At 62.6% G+C, this 16,778-nt stretch carries 13 protein-coding genes; 11 read left to right on the forward strand and 2 right to left on the reverse strand.

What is annotated here, in order from left to right; all coding sequences use genetic code 11:
* Window positions 1–21: 21 nt before the first annotated feature.
* The 6 genes from CX511_RS12435 (at window position 22) to CX511_RS12460 (ending at window position 7,986) form a co-directional block, all read left to right on the forward strand.
* Window positions 22–1,107 (forward strand): alkene reductase, encoded by a 1,086-nt coding sequence (locus tag CX511_RS12435; RefSeq protein ID WP_101291995.1) that lies wholly within the window; start codon window positions 22–24, stop codon window positions 1,105–1,107.
* Window positions 1,104–2,954 carry a long-chain-acyl-CoA synthetase gene (locus tag CX511_RS12440; protein WP_101291994.1) on the forward strand — a complete coding sequence of 617 codons (1,851 nt, stop codon included), beginning with the start codon at window positions 1,104–1,106 and terminating at the stop codon, window positions 2,952–2,954. Before CX511_RS12435 ends, CX511_RS12440 begins: the two co-directional genes overlap by 4 nt.
* Complete coding sequence (locus CX511_RS12445; RefSeq protein WP_101291993.1) at window positions 2,947–4,032, forward strand: MBL fold metallo-hydrolase; 1,086 nt, start codon at window positions 2,947–2,949, stop codon at window positions 4,030–4,032. Before CX511_RS12440 ends, CX511_RS12445 begins: the two co-directional genes overlap by 8 nt.
* Window positions 4,033–4,100: 68 nt before the next feature.
* Window positions 4,101–5,768 (forward strand): DUF1302 domain-containing protein, encoded by a 1,668-nt coding sequence (locus CX511_RS12450; protein ID WP_101291992.1) that lies wholly within the window; start codon window positions 4,101–4,103, stop codon window positions 5,766–5,768.
* 59 nt (window positions 5,769–5,827) lie between these two features.
* Complete coding sequence (locus CX511_RS12455; RefSeq protein WP_045190051.1) at window positions 5,828–7,039, forward strand: thiolase family protein; 1,212 nt, start codon at window positions 5,828–5,830, stop codon at window positions 7,037–7,039.
* A gap of 5 nt (window positions 7,040–7,044) precedes the next feature.
* A complete protein-coding gene (locus tag CX511_RS12460) occupies window positions 7,045–7,986 on the forward strand; it encodes a bifunctional OB-fold nucleic acid binding domain-containing protein/MaoC family dehydratase (RefSeq protein WP_101291991.1) in 942 nt (313 codons plus the stop codon).
* Window positions 7,987–8,001: 15 nt separating this feature from the next.
* Here the strand turns inward: CX511_RS12460 and CX511_RS12465 are convergent, their stop codons facing one another.
* On the reverse strand, window positions 8,002–8,457 hold the full coding sequence (locus CX511_RS12465) for an REP-associated tyrosine transposase (protein ID WP_045190048.1): 456 nt from the start codon (window positions 8,455–8,457) through the stop codon (window positions 8,002–8,004).
* A 758-nt stretch (window positions 8,458–9,215) separates the two neighbouring features.
* On the opposite strand from CX511_RS12465, the gene CX511_RS12470 reads away from it, so the two are divergent.
* The 5 genes from CX511_RS12470 to CX511_RS12490 all read left to right on the forward strand — a co-directional run bounded on the left by CX511_RS12470 (window position 9,216) and on the right by CX511_RS12490 (window position 15,688).
* Window positions 9,216–10,187 (forward strand): WD40/YVTN/BNR-like repeat-containing protein, encoded by a 972-nt coding sequence (locus tag CX511_RS12470; protein ID WP_045190046.1) that lies wholly within the window; start codon window positions 9,216–9,218, stop codon window positions 10,185–10,187.
* A 10-nt stretch (window positions 10,188–10,197) separates the two neighbouring features.
* On the forward strand, window positions 10,198–12,621 hold the full coding sequence (locus CX511_RS12475) for an efflux RND transporter permease subunit (RefSeq protein WP_101291881.1): 2,424 nt from the start codon (window positions 10,198–10,200) through the stop codon (window positions 12,619–12,621).
* A 149-nt stretch (window positions 12,622–12,770) separates the two neighbouring features.
* Window positions 12,771–14,006, forward strand: coding sequence for a helix-turn-helix transcriptional regulator (locus CX511_RS12480; protein ID WP_101291882.1), 1,236 nt, complete (start codon window positions 12,771–12,773; stop codon window positions 14,004–14,006).
* A 68-nt stretch (window positions 14,007–14,074) separates the two neighbouring features.
* Entirely contained in the window at window positions 14,075–14,842 is a 768-nt protein-coding gene (locus CX511_RS12485; protein WP_101291883.1) for an SDR family oxidoreductase, read from the forward strand.
* Window positions 14,843–14,854: 12 nt separating this feature from the next.
* Complete coding sequence (locus tag CX511_RS12490) at window positions 14,855–15,688, forward strand: SDR family NAD(P)-dependent oxidoreductase (RefSeq protein ID WP_101291884.1); 834 nt, start codon at window positions 14,855–14,857, stop codon at window positions 15,686–15,688.
* 60 nt (window positions 15,689–15,748) lie between these two features.
* On the opposite strand, the gene dmpG is transcribed toward CX511_RS12490, so the two are convergent.
* Window positions 15,749–16,771, reverse strand: coding sequence for a 4-hydroxy-2-oxovalerate aldolase (gene dmpG / locus CX511_RS12495; protein ID WP_045190034.1), 1,023 nt, complete (start codon window positions 16,769–16,771; stop codon window positions 15,749–15,751).
* Between the last annotated feature and the right edge of the window lie 7 nt (window positions 16,772–16,778).

A 16,778-nucleotide genomic window follows, 5' to 3' on the forward strand; every position in this document is an offset into this window, starting at 1 on the left:
CCAAGAAGTGAAGGAGCTGACATGAGCATCTTGTTCGAGCCGCTGCGTCTGGGCGACCTGCAACTGGCCAACCGCATTGTCATGGCGCCAATGACCCGCAGCCGTGCCGGTAGTGACGCGCTGCCCGGTGTCGAGATGGTCGAGTATTACCGCCAGCGCGCCAGTGCCGGGCTGATTGTCGCCGAAGGCACAGCGCCGTCGGCCAGTGGCCTGGGTTACTGCCGCACGCCGGCCATCTACAGTGGTGAACAGATCGCCGCCTGGCGCAAGGTTACCGACGCGGTGCATGAGCGTGGTGGTTGCATCGTCTTGCAGTTGATGCACGTTGGCCGTGCCGCCAGTCGTCACAACAAGCCGCAGGGCGCGCCGACCGTGGCGCCTTCGGCGCTGCGCGCGCAAACCCGGCTGTTCACCGACGCAGCGGGGATGGTCGATACCGACACGCCACAGGCGCTGACCCTGGATGATGTTCACCGCGTGATCGACGAGTACCGCCAGGCGGCGCTCAATGCCCGCGAAGCCGGTTTTGACGGGGTTGAACTGCATTGCACCAGCGGTTACCTGCCGATGCAGTTCATGGCCTCGGGCAGTAACCAACGGGAGGACGCCTACGGCGGTAGCGTCGAGAACCGCGTGCGCTTCGTCAAGGAAGTGCTCGAAGCCATGGCCGCGGCCATCGGTGCTGGCCGGGTGGGTTATCGCCAATGTCCTGGCAACCCTTACAACGACATTGAGGACGCTGATCCGGCAGCCACGGCCGTGGCCTTGTGCACGGCCGTGGCACCGCTGCAGCTGGCTTATCTGCACATCATGCGTTCGCCTGTGGCGGGCCTCGACGCGTTCGCCTTGGCGCGTCAGCACAGCAACAGCGCGCTGATCCTCAACGACGGTTTCGATGGCGATTCAGCCCGGGTGGCGCTGGAGGCGGGAGAGGGCGCGGCGGTATCGTTCGCGCGGCACTTCATCGCCAACCCCGACCTGGTCGAGCGCCTGCAACGCGGTGCACCGCTGGCCAGCTTCGACCGTCACACCCTGTACACCCCAGGTGCCCGTGGCTACTCGGATTACCCGGCCTATCAGGCGGATAGCCTGGAGGTGACGCCATGACCTCGGCGCAACGCAATCTGACGGTCAGTGCGCCGCTGCCGCGCGAGCACACCCAGGCGCTGCTCGATCGGCGTGCCGCCGCCAGCGCACAGATCAAGCCGCGTGACCGCTACACCCTGGCCGACCGCCTTGAAGAGCAAGTGCGCGAACACGGCCAGCGGCCGTTTCTGATTTATGCCGGCCAAGCGTTCAGCTACGCCCAGGTCGACGCCCGCGCCAACCAGATGGCGCACACCTTTTATGCCAAGGGCCTGCGCGCCGGGGATGTGTGTGCACTGCTGATGGAGAACCGCCCGGCCTTTTTCTACACCTGGTTCGGTCTGGTCAAACTCGGTGTGGTGGTGGCGTTCATCAACACCCAGGTCAGCGGGCGGGCGCTGCTGCATGCCTTGACCACCACCGCCGCCAAGGCGGTGGTGGTCGGCGAGGAGTGCCTGGCCAGCCTGCACGCCACTGATAACCTGCCGTCGCTGGCCTACTGGCTGCTGCCGGATGCTGAAAATCCCTGGAACGGTGCACTGCCCAAAGGGGTTGATGGCCATTTTGCCGCGCGCCTGCACAGCGCGCCTGCTACGACCTTCCCGCGCGACATGCGCGGCGAGATCGAGGCCCAGGCGACCACGTTGCTGATTTTCACCTCCGGTACCACCGGCCTGCCCAAGGCTGCGCGCTATAGCCATATGCGCTGGATGTCGTCCGGTGATGTCATGGAGGTGACCCTGCCGGCCACCTGCGACGATGTGTTCTATTGCTGCCTGCCGCTGTACCACGGCGCCGCCGCCACGTCGGTGACCTCAACCGCACTGCGTGCCGGGGCCAGCATCGTGGTACGGCGCAAGTTCAGCGTGCGCGAGTTCTGGAAGGATGTACGCCAGCACTGTATCAGCGTGTTCCAGTACATCGGCGAAATCTGCCGCTACTTGCTCAACCAGCCCGTGGCAGCCGACGAGCACGAGCACAGCCTGCGTTGCATGCTGGGCGCCGGCTTGACCCCCGAGTCTTGGCAGCGTTGGGTTGAACGCTTCGGCCCGATTCAGATCTTCGAAGGCTGGGGCGCTACCGAAGCCAACGCCAACCTGATCAATGTCGATAACTACCCAGGTGCCTGCGGCCGGGTGCCGGACTGGAGTCGCACCAACCTGCGCCTGGTGCGCTATGACATTGAAAACGCGTGCCATCCACGTGATGAACAGGGCTTTTATCAGCTTTGCGACGTCGGCGAGGTGGGGGAGGCCATGGGCTTTATCGTCGATCACCCGGACATCGGCGGTGGCCGTTTCGAAGGCTACACCTGTGCCGATGCCAGTGAGAGCAAGATCCGCCGCAATGTGCTGCGTGAAGGCGATGCCTACTGGAGTTCAGGTGATCTGCTGCGCCAGGACGCTGATGGCTATTGCTACTTCGTTGACCGCATCGGTGACACCTACCGCTGGAAGAGCGAAAACGTCTCGACCCAGGAAGTGGCCGACGCACTGGGTGACCTGCCGGGCCTGGAGTTGATCAATATCTACGGCGTACAGGTGCCTGGCCACGAAGGCCGCGCCGGTATGGCCGCCGTGCTGATGCAACCGGGACAACGCTTTGACCCCGAAGTGTTCTACGCACTCACCGAACGTGTGTTACCGCGCTATGCCGCGCCGGTGTTTGTGCGGGTCAGTGCCGCCGCCGATCTGACCAGCACCTTCAAGCTGCGCAAGGTCGACCTGCAACGCCAGGGCTATTGCCCTACCGCCTGCCAGGACCCGCTGTTCATCCGCGACGAACAGGCCCGCCGCTATCAGCCCTATTCGACAGAGGCGCTGCAGCGTGCCGGTCTGCAGCCGTTCGCAGGTGCCCACCATGGCTGATCTGGACGCCAACGGCGCGCAACTGCGCGATGGCCTGCGCTATCCCTGGCCGCAACCACCGGCCAGTGGCGAGGTGTGCGAAGTGGCTCCCGGGGTGCTGTGGTTGCGCATGCCGCTGCCGTTTCGCCTTGACCACATCAACTTGTACCTGCTGCAGCATGAAGCCGGCTGGGTGGTGGTCGATACCGGCATGAACACGGCGCAGACCTTTGCTGTCTGGGAGCAGGTGTTCAGTCAGGTGTTTGACGGGCGACCGGTGCTGGCGGTGATCTGCACACATTTTCACAGCGACCATGCAGGTGTAGCGGGCTGGTTGAGCGAGCGTTTTCAGTGCCCGCTGTACATGACGGCCGGCGAGTTCCAGTGGCTGCATGTGCAGGTGCCAGCTGAGCCAGCGCCACCCTGGGCCTTTACTGACTTCTACCAAAAGGCCGGATTCAGCGCAGTGCAGGCCGGCGAGTTTTTTGCCGCGGTGCAGAACAAGCATTTTCGCCCCTTGTCTTGCACCGGCTTTCGCCGTTTGCGCCAGGGCAGTCAGCTGACGATCGGCGGCCGTTGCTGGCAGGTGCTGATCGGTAATGGTCACTCGCCTGAGCATGCCTGCCTGTACAGCGCCGCTGACGGCCTGCTGATCTCCGGCGACCAGGTGCTGCCGCGCATCACCTCTACGGTCGGCGTCCAGGCCACCGAGCCGCAGGCCAATCCACTGCGTGACTGGCTGGATTCGATTGAACGCCTGCGGGCAGTGCCTGACAGCGTCTTGGTGCTGCCGTCCCACGAGCGACCGTTTTTCAACCTGCACCAGCGCCTGGATCAACTGGTGGCCCATCACCAGGGCCATCTGGCGCGGATGCTGGCCAACTGCACCGAGCCGCGCAGCGCGCTCGAGCTGATGGCGGTGTTGTTTCCCACGCTGTCAGGACGTTTCGACGAACTGATGGCACTGGGCGAAACCTTGGCGCATGCCAATTACCTCATGGCCGAAGGCACCCTGGTGCGCGAAGAACGCGGGGGGCTGCTGCGGTATCGGCGAGCTCCGACGGGGGCCAAGGCACCCGATCCGCAGCAGGTGTTCTGAGCACGCCAATGACACGGCCATGGTGAACAGTCCAGGCGGCCTTGCGGTTGCCCTTCAGGAGAGTCAGTGTGAATTACAAGAACAACAATAACTGTACTGGCCTTGGCGCACACGGTGTCCAGGCCGCTGGCCTGGCGGTGGCCGTGGCGCTGGCGACAACGCCTGCGTGGTCGGGGGAAACCATCGAGTTCGACAATGGTACGACCATCGACTGGTCGGTGACCACCAGTTATGGCATGGGCGTGCGCCTGGGCAAACCCAGCGACCGACTGATGACCCTCAACGCCGACGATGCCAACCGCAACTTCAACGAAGGCAGCCTGACCACCAACCGCATCGGCGCGCTGGGCGAGATGATCCTGCGCAAGGACAACTACGGCGCGGTGGTGCGCGCCAGTACCTTCTATGACGATGTCTACCACCAGGACAACGACAACGATTCGCCGGATACCGTGAACAAAGACGGGCGCAACGACGAATTCACAAGCCGTACCAAATACTACAGCGGTGGCCGCACCCGCCTGCTCGATGCCTATGTGTTCAGCGGTTGGCGTTTTGACAACGACACCATGCTCGACGTCAAGGCCGGGCGGCATATCGAGTCTTGGGGTGAGAGCCTGTACTACCCGGGTGTCAACGGCGTGCAGAACCCCTCCGACGCGGTGAAGGCCAACCAGCCCGGGGTTGAGGTCAAGGAAGTGCTGTTGCCGGTGGGGCAGTTCTCCGCTTCCTACCGGATCAACCCGCAGATCACCTTCGGTGCTTACGTGCAGTACGAATGGAAGGGCACTGAACTGGCGCCGGTAGGTAGCTACCTATCCAGCAGCGATGTTATCGGCCCGGGCCGCGAATTTATCCGCACCGCCAACGGCACCGTGCCGTACCGTGGCACTGACGAACCTCGCGACAGTGGCCAGTGGGGTGTGCAAGTGCGCTACCGGCCGGTGCCGGCGATTGAGCTGGCACTGTTTCACGTCAATTACCACGACAAGAACCCGGCCACCGCGATGGTCGGTTACGACCCGGTGCCACTGGGCAATGGTCAATTCGCCTTTGCCACCAACGGCTACCGGGTCAAGTACTTTGAAGACATCAAACTCACCGGTCTGAGCCTGTCGACCAAACTCGGTGAAACCCAGATAGGCGCCGAATGGTCGTACCGCGATGGCGCCCCGATCATGGTCAACACTGGCCTGGGCGCGGTGCCGGCCAAGGGCAAGGGCCAGCAATACCAACTCTCGGCCATGCGCATCCTTGGTGACCGTCCCTGGGCCAGCCAGACCACCCTGACCGCCGAAATCATTCATGTCCGCGCCGACAGTGTCGATTCCGCCTCGGCGGCGAGCAACCTGCAAGGCGTCAACCTGTTGCCGTCACTGGCACCCTTGGTGCAAGACTCCGATGACTATACCTACAAGAGCAGTTCTGCCTGGCGCAGCAAAACCGCCAGCGCTTACACCCTCGGCACCTCGTTCAGTTATCCGGGAGTTTTCCAGGGCTGGGATCTGGAAGTGCCAGTGCGCTTCTCCAACGTGTTCGAAGGCGCCACACCCATGTCCGGAAGCATCTCCGGGATGCAGGGCGACCGACGCCTGAGTGTCGGCACCACCTTCAAGTACCTGAGCAACCTGGAAGTGGCCCTGGCCTACATCGGTTACCTGGGCGAACCGGACGCGGTCAAACGGCCGTTTGCCGACCGTGATTACGCCACCTTTTCGATGAAGTACACCTTCTAAGCCGTGGGAGCGGGGCAATCCCGCTCCCACCCATTCACAGGGTTGCAACCGGGGGATCTATGGGACTCAAAGGACACGCCGCGATTGTCGGCACCGCGCAGTACAAGCCGGAAAAGTACGCCACTGCGCCACGCATGTTTCACCTTGAACAAGTCGCCGACCTGGCCGCTCAGGCCCTGCGTGATGCCGGGCTACGCGCCGAGGACATTGACGGGTTGGTGATCAACGGTCCGCACTTTCACGAGGCCTCGGTATTCGTGCCGGCCATGGCTGCGGAATACCTGGGCCTGCAACTGAACTTCGCCGAAGTCGTCGACCTCGGTGGCTGCACTGCGGTGGGTATGGTCTGGCGGGCAGCTGCCGCTATCGAACTGGGCGTGTGTCAGGCGGTACTCTGCGTGCTGCCAGCACGCATGGCGCCGCTGGGGCCGGATGAAGACCCGAGCTGGATGGCCCGCGCCATGCGCTTCGGCGGACACAGCACGGCCTACGGCGCGCCGGAGGCGGAGTTCGACCTGCCGTACGGGCACATGGGCCAGAACACCGGTTACGCGATGATCGCCCAGCGTTACGCCGCCCAGTACGGTTATGACCCGCGGGCCATGGCCAAGATTGCCGTCGACCAGCGCAGCAATGCCCAGGTCAACGAACAGGCGATGTTCTTCGGCCAGCCGTTGACCATCGAGCAGGTGCTGGCGAGCAAGAAAGTCGCCGACCCTTTGCATGTACTGGAAATCGTCATGCCGGTAGCCGGTGGCGCGGCGTTGATCATCACCTCGCGGGAAGTGGCGGCGCGGGCGCGCAAGCGTCCGGCATTTATCACCGGCTTCGGCGAGCACTTGGCGTACAAGTCGCCGTCCTATGCCAACGACATGCTCCACACCCCGATTGGTCCGGCCTCGCAGCGTGCCTTCGGCATGGCCGGGCTCACGCCGCAGGACATCCATGCGGCACAGATCTACGACTGCTACACCATCACCGCCTTGTTGACGCTGGAAGACGCCGGCTTTTGCGCCAAGGGCGAGGGGATGGCGTTTGTGCGCGAGCATGACCTGACCTGGCGCGGCGATTTCCCCATGAACACCCACGGTGGCCAGCTTAGCTTCGGCCAGGCAGGCTCGGCCGGTGGTATGTCCCAGGTGATCGAAGCGGTCACCCAGATTGCCGGTACTGCCGGTGAACGCCAGCTTTCGCGCTGCGACAACGTCTACGTCTCCGGTACTGGCGGCGTGATGAGCGAGCAGGGCGCATTGATTCTCCAGGGAGCCTGACGACCATGTCCAATAACAAACCCATGCCGCTGGCCACTGAGATTTCCGCACCGTTCTGGGAAGGGCTCAGGGCTCGCAATTTGCTGATCCAGCAGTGCAACGCCTGTAGCCAGTGGATTTTCTACCCGCGCCGGCATTGTCCGGGCTGCCTCGCTCATGACCTGAGCTGGCGAACCGTGGGCGGTGGCGCGACGCTGTACAGCTACACCGTGACGCGTATCGCCACCTTGCCTGACTTTGCCGACGAAATGCCGCAGAAACTGGCGGTGGTTGAGCTCGATGAAGGGGTACGGATCAATACCAATCTGGTGGGACTGGGCGAAGACGAGATTCACATCGGCATGCGCCTGCAGCCGGTGTTTGCTGAAGTCGATGCCCAGGGTCAGCGCTTGTTGCGTTTTACCGGGGTCGACAAGGATGCGTTGGCGCTGGAGTCTCTGGCGTCAGAGGATCGTGCGCCAGCGCCCGTGTCTTCGCCGGCATTGCAGATTGCCATTGATGATGCCGAGGGCTTGCAGGCGCTGGTCAGCGAGCAATTCAGCGACTGGAGCAACACGGTGCTGGTGGATCAGGCGCTGATCGATGCCTTTGCCCAACTGTCCGGCGACGATTACTGGATTCATACCGATCCGCGGAAGGCCCGGCAGCACAGTCCGTTTGGCGGCACTATCGCCCACGGGGCGTTGGTGCAGGTGCTGCAGTCGCGGATGAAACTGGCGTTGGGGTTTGAGATCACCGGTTTCAGTACGCAGATCAACTATGGCTCTGATCGCTTGCGCTTTCCGGCGCCGGTACCGGCTGGGGCACGGATTCATGCGCGGGCGCGGGTCAAGGCGGTTCAGGTGCAACCTCGGGGTACACAGCTGACCCTGGAGCTGCATACCCATGTGGTAGGGCAGGAACGGCCTTCGGTGATCAATGATCTGGTGATTCTTTACCAGGCTTGAGGTTGGCGTTTCCATTCAAATCCAGGTGGCGTCCCATAAAGGATAGTCACCTACCTTTTGCGCCAACCCTGCCCGGATGGGGTTGGCGACGATGTAGCGAGCAGCGCCGCGCACATCCTCCGTACGGATCGCTGTGTCGTAAAAGCCTTTTTGCCACAATCGACCATTGCTATTACGGGCCCGGTTGATGGCCAGGCTGCTTCTGGATTTAACCCTGCACAGCACTTGTGACAGTTCGGAGTCCTGAAGTGTGAATAGCCAGTGGAAGTGGTCTGGCATGATGACCCAGGCTAGCGAGCTAACCCGTTGTTGTTCATGAGCGAGTCGTAGTTCCTTGACCAGCAAACGACCCAAAGGGAATGCTTGCAGGATTGGCTGGCGGTTATGCGTTACAACCGTCACTGAATAGATTTGCCCTGGTTGCGAATGGCGGCCGGTCAGTAGGCGATAGCCGTTTGTATGAACGAGCATTCCTTTGCCCTCAAAACAGAGATTGATCCTCTCACCCTAGCGCTGTGAACATTGCCCTAGTGCATAAAACCGTGAGGATGTATTTCCAGGTCGTGAGCAACCATGGCCGCTACGCGCCCAATCGCAGCCTGGCGGCAGCGGCTACTGACCTGCGTAGCCGCTGCCGAGGCACGAGGCTGCGATCGGCTGCGTAGCAGTCGCAACCGGGTTTATACATACGTTCAGACACCATGGCCGCTACGCGCCCAATCGCAGCCTGGCGGCAGCGGCCACTGACCTGCGTAGCCGCTGCCGAGGCACGAGGCTGCGATCGGCTGCGCAGCAGCCGCAACTGGGTTAATGCATACGCTCAAACGCCATGGCCGCTACGCGCCCAATCGCAGCCTGGCGGCAGCGGCCACTGACCTGCGTAGCCGCTGCCGAGGCACGAGGCTGCGATCGGCTGCGCAGCAGCCGCAACTGGGTTAATGCATACGCTCAAACGCCATGGCCGCTACGCGCCCAATCGCAGCCTGGCGGCAGCGGCTACTGAGCTGCGCAGCAGCCGCAACTGGGCCGCTGGCAATAACTCGAAATAGGGCAAACACGCCTTTTTGTAAGCCATATGGACGATGTTTCCCAACGCTCCAGCCGCGACTATCGAGTGCAGGCAATGCCCCCTTCACGCCCCGCGCAGCCCGCGCGGGTGCGGAGCAGAACAAGAGGATCGGCCGCATGAATGTCTTCGTGTACCTGAGTCATGAAACGGAGCGATCCCTATGCGCTCGTTGATCGGTTACCTGGTGTGCCTAGTGGTGGCGGCGACCATTGCCTTCGCCTTTGCCCCACGACCTGCCCCTGAAACGACAGAAGACCCCCTGCGCACCGACCGGGTGCAAATCAATGCTTTGCTCAAGCAGGACAGCGCCGTTCTCGCTGTGGGTGAACGCGGCAGCATCCTGCGTAGCGATGACCAAGGCGTGAGCTGGCAAACTGCCGTAGTCGAGCCGCAGCGTAATGTCGCGCTGACCGCCCTGGTCGACCTGGGGCAACACCGTGTGCTGGCCGTCGGGCACGACGGCTGGATCCTGCGTTCCACCGACGCTGGCCGCCACTGGCAGGAGGTGCGCCACGACGACAATCTCGGCGAACCCTTGTTAGGCGCCTGGTCCGCTGGCGGCGAGCGCGTGCTGGCCTATGGCAGTTTCGGCAAGTTCTATCAGTCCGAAGATGCCGGCCTGACCTGGCAGACGTTGCCGCTGGATGTTGACAGTGCCCACCTCAACAGCATGGACGGCGGCAGTGACGGCCGGCGCATGCTGGTGGGCGAGCAAGGGCTGGTACTGCGCAGTCATGACGACGGCCAGCATTGGCAATCACTGCCGGCGTTCTACAACGGTTCGTTGTTTGGCGTGGTGCGCTTGAGTGCGAACCTGTGGGTCAGCTACGGCATGCGCGGCCACGTCTTTGTCAGTCACGATTTCGGTGACAGCTGGAGCCAGCTGAAGATCGGCAACACATTGCCGCTGTACGGTCATGTGCGCCTGCCAGAGACCGGCGGCGTGCTGATCGTCGGCGCTGGCGGCTCGCTGGTGCGCCTGGATGAGCGCGGCCAGTTGGTCGGCGTCGGCCGCTTGGCGGGGCTCGGCACGTTGACTTCGGCCGTCATGCTCGGCTCACGCTTGCTGGTAGGCGGCGAGCGTGGGGTGTTCCAGGATTCCGGTGGCAGCGTTGCCGCCCTAGGCAAGTGAGAGGCGGGCAATGAATCAAGCTAAAAGCTGGGTGACGCGCGGTGTCGAGCGTATCGCTGATTTTCTGATGGCGTGGCGCCGGGGTTTACTGGCGTTATTCGTGCTGCTGACCCTGGGCCTGGGCTACAGCGCCACGCATACGCACCTGGACCCCGGCTTCAGCAAGCAAATTCCGGTGCGCCATGAGTTCATGGTCAACTTCCTGCGCTTTAGTCAGTACTTCACTGGCGCCAACCGCTTTCTGGTCAGCGTGCGCTGGACGGGTGAAGGCGACATCTATAACGCCGAGTTCCTCGACACCCTGCGCAAGGTCAGCGACGAGGTGTTTTTCATCTCCGGGGTCAATCGCGCCAGCGTCACCTCGCTGTTCACCGCCAACGTACGTTACATCGAGATCACCGAGGAGGGGTTCTTCGGTGACGTCGTGGTACCGCCGCGCTTTGATGGCTCGCCACGTGACCTGGCTCAGGTGCGCAGCAATGCTGCTGCTTCCGGGCAGATCGGCCGGTTGGTGGCCAATGACCTGAAATCGGCCATGGTCCGCGCCGACCTACAGGACCTCGACCCGCAGTCCGGCAAACCCGTGGACTATGCCGAGGTGGCGCAGCGCCTGGAAGACATTCGTGCCAAGTACGGTAATGAGCAGATCGAGATCAACATCGTTGGTTTCGCCAAACTGGTGGGGGATGTGGTTGAAGGCTTGACCACGGTAATCGGCTTCTTCGTTGTCGCGTTCCTGATCACCGGCCTGCTGCTGTGGCTGTACTCGCGCTCCTGGCGTTTAACCGTCGTGGCACTGGTGGTGGCCCTGCTGCCGGTGGTCTGGCTACTGGGCCTGCTGCCGATGCTGGGCCTGGGCATCGACCCGATGTCGATTCTGGTGCCGTTCCTGATCTTCTCAATCGGCGTGTCCCACGCGGTGCAGATGACCAATGCCTGGAAGCAGGAAGTGCTGGCCGGGCGCAATTCGGTGCAGGCAGCCCATGGGGCGTTCTGCAAGATCTTCATTCCCGGCTCGCTGGCGCTGCTGATGAACGCCCTGGGCTTTGCCGTGATCATGCTCATCGACATTCCCATCGTCCACGAACTGGGCGTGACGGCCTGCATTGGTGTGATCTTGATGATTGCCACCAACAAACTGATGTTGCCGGTGATCATCGCTGACCTGCGCCTGGAACCGTCAGTGTTGCGCCGGGCCAAGGCCGACAGCAGCGTGCGTCATCGTCTGTGGTGGCGCTTGTCGGCACTGGCCGAACCCGGGCCGGCCCTGGGTGTGTTTGCCCTGAGCCTGGTGCTGCTGGCAGCCGGCGCCTATAAGTCACGGGACCTGGCCGTGGGTGATATCGGTGCCGGTGCCCCGGAGCTGCGCGAGGATTCACGCTACAACCTGGATAACCAGAAAATCGTCAGCAGCTACTCCATCGGCCTCGATGTGTTGTCGGTGTTTGTTGAGGTCAATGGCATCGAGGAAGGTTGCTTGTCGCCAGCGGTGATGCGTGCGGTCGAAGCCTTCGACTTCCGTATGCGGGCGGTCAAGGGTGTGCAGTCGGTGCAAAGCGTGGCCGGTAAGGGCAAGGTGGTGATTGCCGGCAACAACGAAGGCAATCCGCGCTGGGCAGCGATTCCTGGCTCAGCCCGCGGCCTCAGTCAGGGCGCGCGCGCCTACATGCCGGACGACGGGATGGTCACCGATGGCTGTCAGCAAATGCAGATCTTGGTGTTTCTTGCCGACCACGAAGGCACCACCCTCAGCCATGTACTCGGTGAGGCGCAGCGCATCATCGAGCAGGTCAGCACTCCGGAGCTGACCTTTTACCTGGCCGGCGGCAACGTCGGGGTGATGGCCGCCTCCAACGAGGCGGTCAAACATGCCGAGCTCTTCATGCTCGCCGCGTTATTCGGCTCGGTGGCATTGTTTTGTTGGCTGACCTTCCGCTCTATTCGCGCTGTGCTGTGCATCCTGGTGCCGTTGGCGATCGTCGCGATCCTCTGCAATGCGCTCATGGCGCTGCTGGGCATTGGCCTGAAAGTCGCTACCTTGCCAGTGATGGCCTTGGGCGTTGGCGTTGGCGTTGACTACGGGATTTATCTTTATGAGCGCATTCAGCATGAAATGGCTGCCGGTGCCGATCTGCGCGAGGCGTTCTACCAGGCCATGTGTCAGCGCGGCACGGCGGCGGTGTTCACTGCGCTGACCATGTCCATCGGGGTGATCACCTGGGCTTTTGCCCCACTGAAATTCCAGGCCGATATGGGTGTGTTGCTGTCGTTCATGTTCCTGGTCAATGTGCTGGGGGCGATCTTTCTGTTGCCGGCGCTGGCGGCCTGGTTCAACCGAGGTCGCCGACTGGTGCCCGTCCAACCGGCGCAGGCCAAGGCGCCCCAAGGGGAATACAACCTGAAAGCGAGCCCGGCGGCCCGGGACACCCACTGAAGTGAAAATAAACATCGCTGGCCTACTTGTGGAGGCGTTTGCGTCACTAGAGACTGGCGGCAGCGGTATTGGGCCTTTCGGGGCTCAAACCGAAACAATAAAAATAACAAGGGAAGGTCAACGGGCCTTACCCGAGCAAGGAGACGACTGTGGAAAATCCCGTGTTGACTCACGATGCACTGGCCGACCTGGGCTTGGACCTTGCCAGCTACGACCGCCTGGTTGGCGACATCTATGATGGTGCCCTCGACCCCCGGCCCATGGCGCGCACCCTCGAAAACCTGCGCCAGGCGTTCCAGGCCAACTACGTCACCCTGATCCTGCGGGTACCCGACCAACCGGACATGGGCGTGATGATCGTTGCCGGTGACATCGAGGGCGAAGGCGAGGTCATCTACATGGCCTATCCCCAGGCCCATACGCCGTTCAGCGGCCAGCCGCTGGATCAGGTGGTGACCATCGACGACATCATGACCTCGGCTCAGTGGGAGCAGGACCCTTACTTCAAAATGTACTGCAGCCAGCAGAACGTGTACCACGTGATGGGCGCCGACATTTCTACCCCTGACGGCGGTAAGTTGCGTTTTCGCATTACCCGCCCCAAATCTTCAGCCAATTTCTCGCTCAATGACCGGGCATTGTGCGCAAGCTTCCTGCCACACCTGCGCCGTGCCCTGAACATTCACAATCTGCTTGATCGCAGCGAATCGCTCAGTGAGCTGTATTCACAGGCCATCAGCCGCCTGTCGGTGGCCACCCTGGTGCTCGATGAGAGCGGCAGTGTGCTGCGGGTCAATCCAGTGGCGCAGAACATCCTCGCCGGCGGCGATGGCCTGAAACTGGTCGGAGGACGCCTGGAGGCGACCTATCCCAGTGATAACCGTGAGTTGCAGCGGCTGATTCGTGCAGCCTTCGCTGAGGACAAGCCCAAAGGCGCTGAAGCGATGTCGGTTACGCGGCCCTCAGGACAGGTCAATCTGGGCCTGGTGGTCGAGCCCATTCCGTCGCTGGACTGGGCCGATGAGAAGGGCAAGCCGGCCGCTCTGGTGTATATCCGTGATGCGGCGAGCAAGTCGCTGGCCAGTGAGGTGGTGACCAAGCAGTTGTTCAACCTGACCAAGGCCGAGACTGCCCTGGCCATGGAGTTGGCCAACGGTCTGTCGCTGGAAGAAGCCGCGGAAACTCTGAACATTCGCCGCAACACCGCGCGAGCCCACCTGCGCTCGATTTTTTCCAAGACTGGCGTGCGCCGCCAGACCGAACTGGTGCGCATTCTGCTCAACAGTGTGGTGGCGTTGGGTAAGCCACAGGCGAACCTTAAGGTCGCGGCAAAAACCAAATTACAGGTGCCGCCCTTAACCCTGGCCACCCGCCGTCAAGCGTAGTCCGCACGGACGATGCCGGGGCGCAGCAGGGCTGTCGATACTGCTTGCCCCACTCACGGAGAATCTCTATGCCAGTTACAGCTATCAGCGGCAGCGCCTCGGGTATTGGCGCTGCGCTCAGTGCGGTGTTGCGTGCCGCCGGGCACCGAGTGATCGGTATCGACCGGGCGAACGCCGAGGTGCTTGCCGATCTTTCTACCGCCCAGGGCCGTGATGCGGCCATCGCCGCGGTCCTCGAGCAATGCGGTGGTGTCCTCGACGGCTTGGTGTGTTGCGCCGGCGTTGGGGTCACTGCACCTTCCTGTGGGCTGATCCTGTCGGTCAACTACTTCGGTGTCAGCCAACTGCTTGATGGCTTGGCCACCGCGCTGGCCAAGTGCAATCAACCGGCGGCGCTGGTGATCGGCTCCGTGGCCTCGACCCAAGCCGGCGCCGATCAACAACCGATGACCGCAGCGCTGCTGGCCGGCAACGAAGCGCAGGCCTGCGCCCTGGCCGACAGCCTGGCGCAACCGCATATTGCTTATGCCTGCTCCAAGTATGCCATCACCCAGCACGTCCGGCGCCTGGCCAAGCCCTGGGCTGAGCGGGGCATTCGCCTGAACGTGGTGGCCCCGGGGGCGGTGCAGACCCCGCTGCACCAGGCGTCGTTGGACGATGCGCGTTTCGGTAAGGCGGTGCGCGAGTTCGTCGCGCCCTTGGGCCGTTCCGGGACCCCTGAAGAGATCGCCGCGCTGGTGGCTTTCTTACAGTCATCGCACGCGGCGTTTATCCACGGTAGCGTGGTGTTCATTGATGGCGGCATGGATGCCATGGTCCGCCCGCAACGCTTCTAACAAGGAACGCTTATGAACAAGGTGGCATTCATTACCGGCGCCAGCCGGGGAATCGGCCGTGAGGCGGCGCTGGCGTTTGCCCGCGCCGGTTTCGACCTGGCGATCAGCGCCCGTACTGTCGATGAAGGCGAACAGCATGAATACGCCTTGCACGATGCCGAGGGTGCGCCGTTGGCGGGGAGCCTCAACAGCACCGCCGAGGCTATTCGTGTCCTTGGCCGACGGGTGTTGGTGGTGCCCATGGACCTGCTCGACAGTGCCTCAGCGCTGGCTGCCTGTGCACGGGTGATTGCCGAGTTCGGCCGCATCGATGTGCTGATCAACAACGCGATCTACCAGGGCCGCGACCTCAACAGCGGCTTTTTGGCGTTACAGCCGCAAACCCTGGAGCGGGTGTTCCAGGGCTATGTGCTCACACCGTTCTTGCTGACACGCGCCGTGGCAGAGCAGATGCTCGAGCAGGGTAGCGGGGTGGTGATTAACGTCACCTCCGGGGCGGGCGAGAGCGATCCGCCGGTGGCGGCAGAGAAGGGGGGCTGGGGTTATGCCTACGGAGCGGGCAAAGCGGCGGTGTCGCGGTTGGCCGGGGTGTTGGCGGTGGAGTTGGGCGAGCGCGGTATCTGTGCCTACACCGTCAACCCTGGGGTGGTGAGCACCGAAGCGCTGAAAGCGACCATTGGAGACAAGGGTGTGATTGCCCTGCGCGCCGGGATTGCCCCCCCGCAGGTGCCCGCACAGGTGATGCTGTGGCTGGCGACATCGCCTGAAGCACCGCGTTTTCAGCGCCGGACCATTGCCGCACAGTCGTTGGCGCTGGAACAGGGGATTGTTGCTGATTGGCGTTGAGTCAGTTGTGGCCCTATCGCCGGCCTTGCCGGCGATAGGGCCAGTAGATTCAACAAAGACTCAAGCGCGCAGCCGCGCCAAGGTCATCGCTGTATCCTCAATCATGTCCTCCTGCCCACCAACCATCCCGCGGCGCCCCATCTCCACCAGGATCTCCCGCGCAGGCACGCCATACTTCTGCTCGGCACGCTTGGCGAATAGCAGGAACGAGCCATATACCCCGGCATAGCCCATGGTCAGGGCATCGCGATCGCTGCGGATCGGAAAGTCCATGATCGGCACCACCAAATCCTCAGCCACGTCCTGGATACCAAACACGCTGACGCCCGTCTCAATGCCCATGCGCTCACACACTGCTACCAGCACTTCCATCGGCGTGTTGCCAGCACCGGCACCAAGCCCTGCGCAGGCCGCGTCAATGCGGTTGGCACCGGCTGCGATAGCCGCGATGGAGTTGGCCACACCCATGGACAGGTTATGGTGGCCATGAAAGCCGATCTCGGTCTCAGGCTTGAGTGCCGCACGCATGGCCGCCACCCGTGCGCTGACGTCGTGGGGCAGCAGGTAGCCGGCCGAGTCGGTCAGGTAGATGCAGTTGGCGCCGTAGCTCTCCATCAGCAGGCCTTGCTTGACCAGGCCTTCCGGGCTGTTCATGTGCGCCATCATCAGAAAACCAACGGTGTCCATGCCCAGGCTGCGGGCATGGGCAATGTGCTGTTCGCTGACATCGGCCTCGGTGCAGTGGGTGGCCACGCGAATGGTGTTGACCCCAAGTTCGTAAGCCATTTTCAGGTGATCGACGGTGCCGATACCTGGCAGCAGCAGGGCCGAGACCTTGGCGTTTTTCATCAGCGCAATTACCGCCGACAGGTACTCTTCGTCAGTGTGCGCCGGAAAACCATAGTTCACCGAGCTGCCGCCAAGGCCATCGCCATGGGTGACTTCGATCAGCGGCACACCCGCCTGGTCGAGGCCGCAGGCGATGTCTTTCATCTGCTGCAGGCTGATACGGTGGCGTTTAGGGTGCATGCCGTCGCGCAGGCACATGTCGTGAACGGTGATTTGCTTGCCGCTAAGTTCCATGGGCGTT

The sequence above is a fragment of the Pseudomonas sp. S06B 330 genome, from assembly GCF_002845275.2.
Taxonomy (GTDB): Bacteria; Pseudomonadota; Gammaproteobacteria; order Pseudomonadales; family Pseudomonadaceae; genus Aquipseudomonas.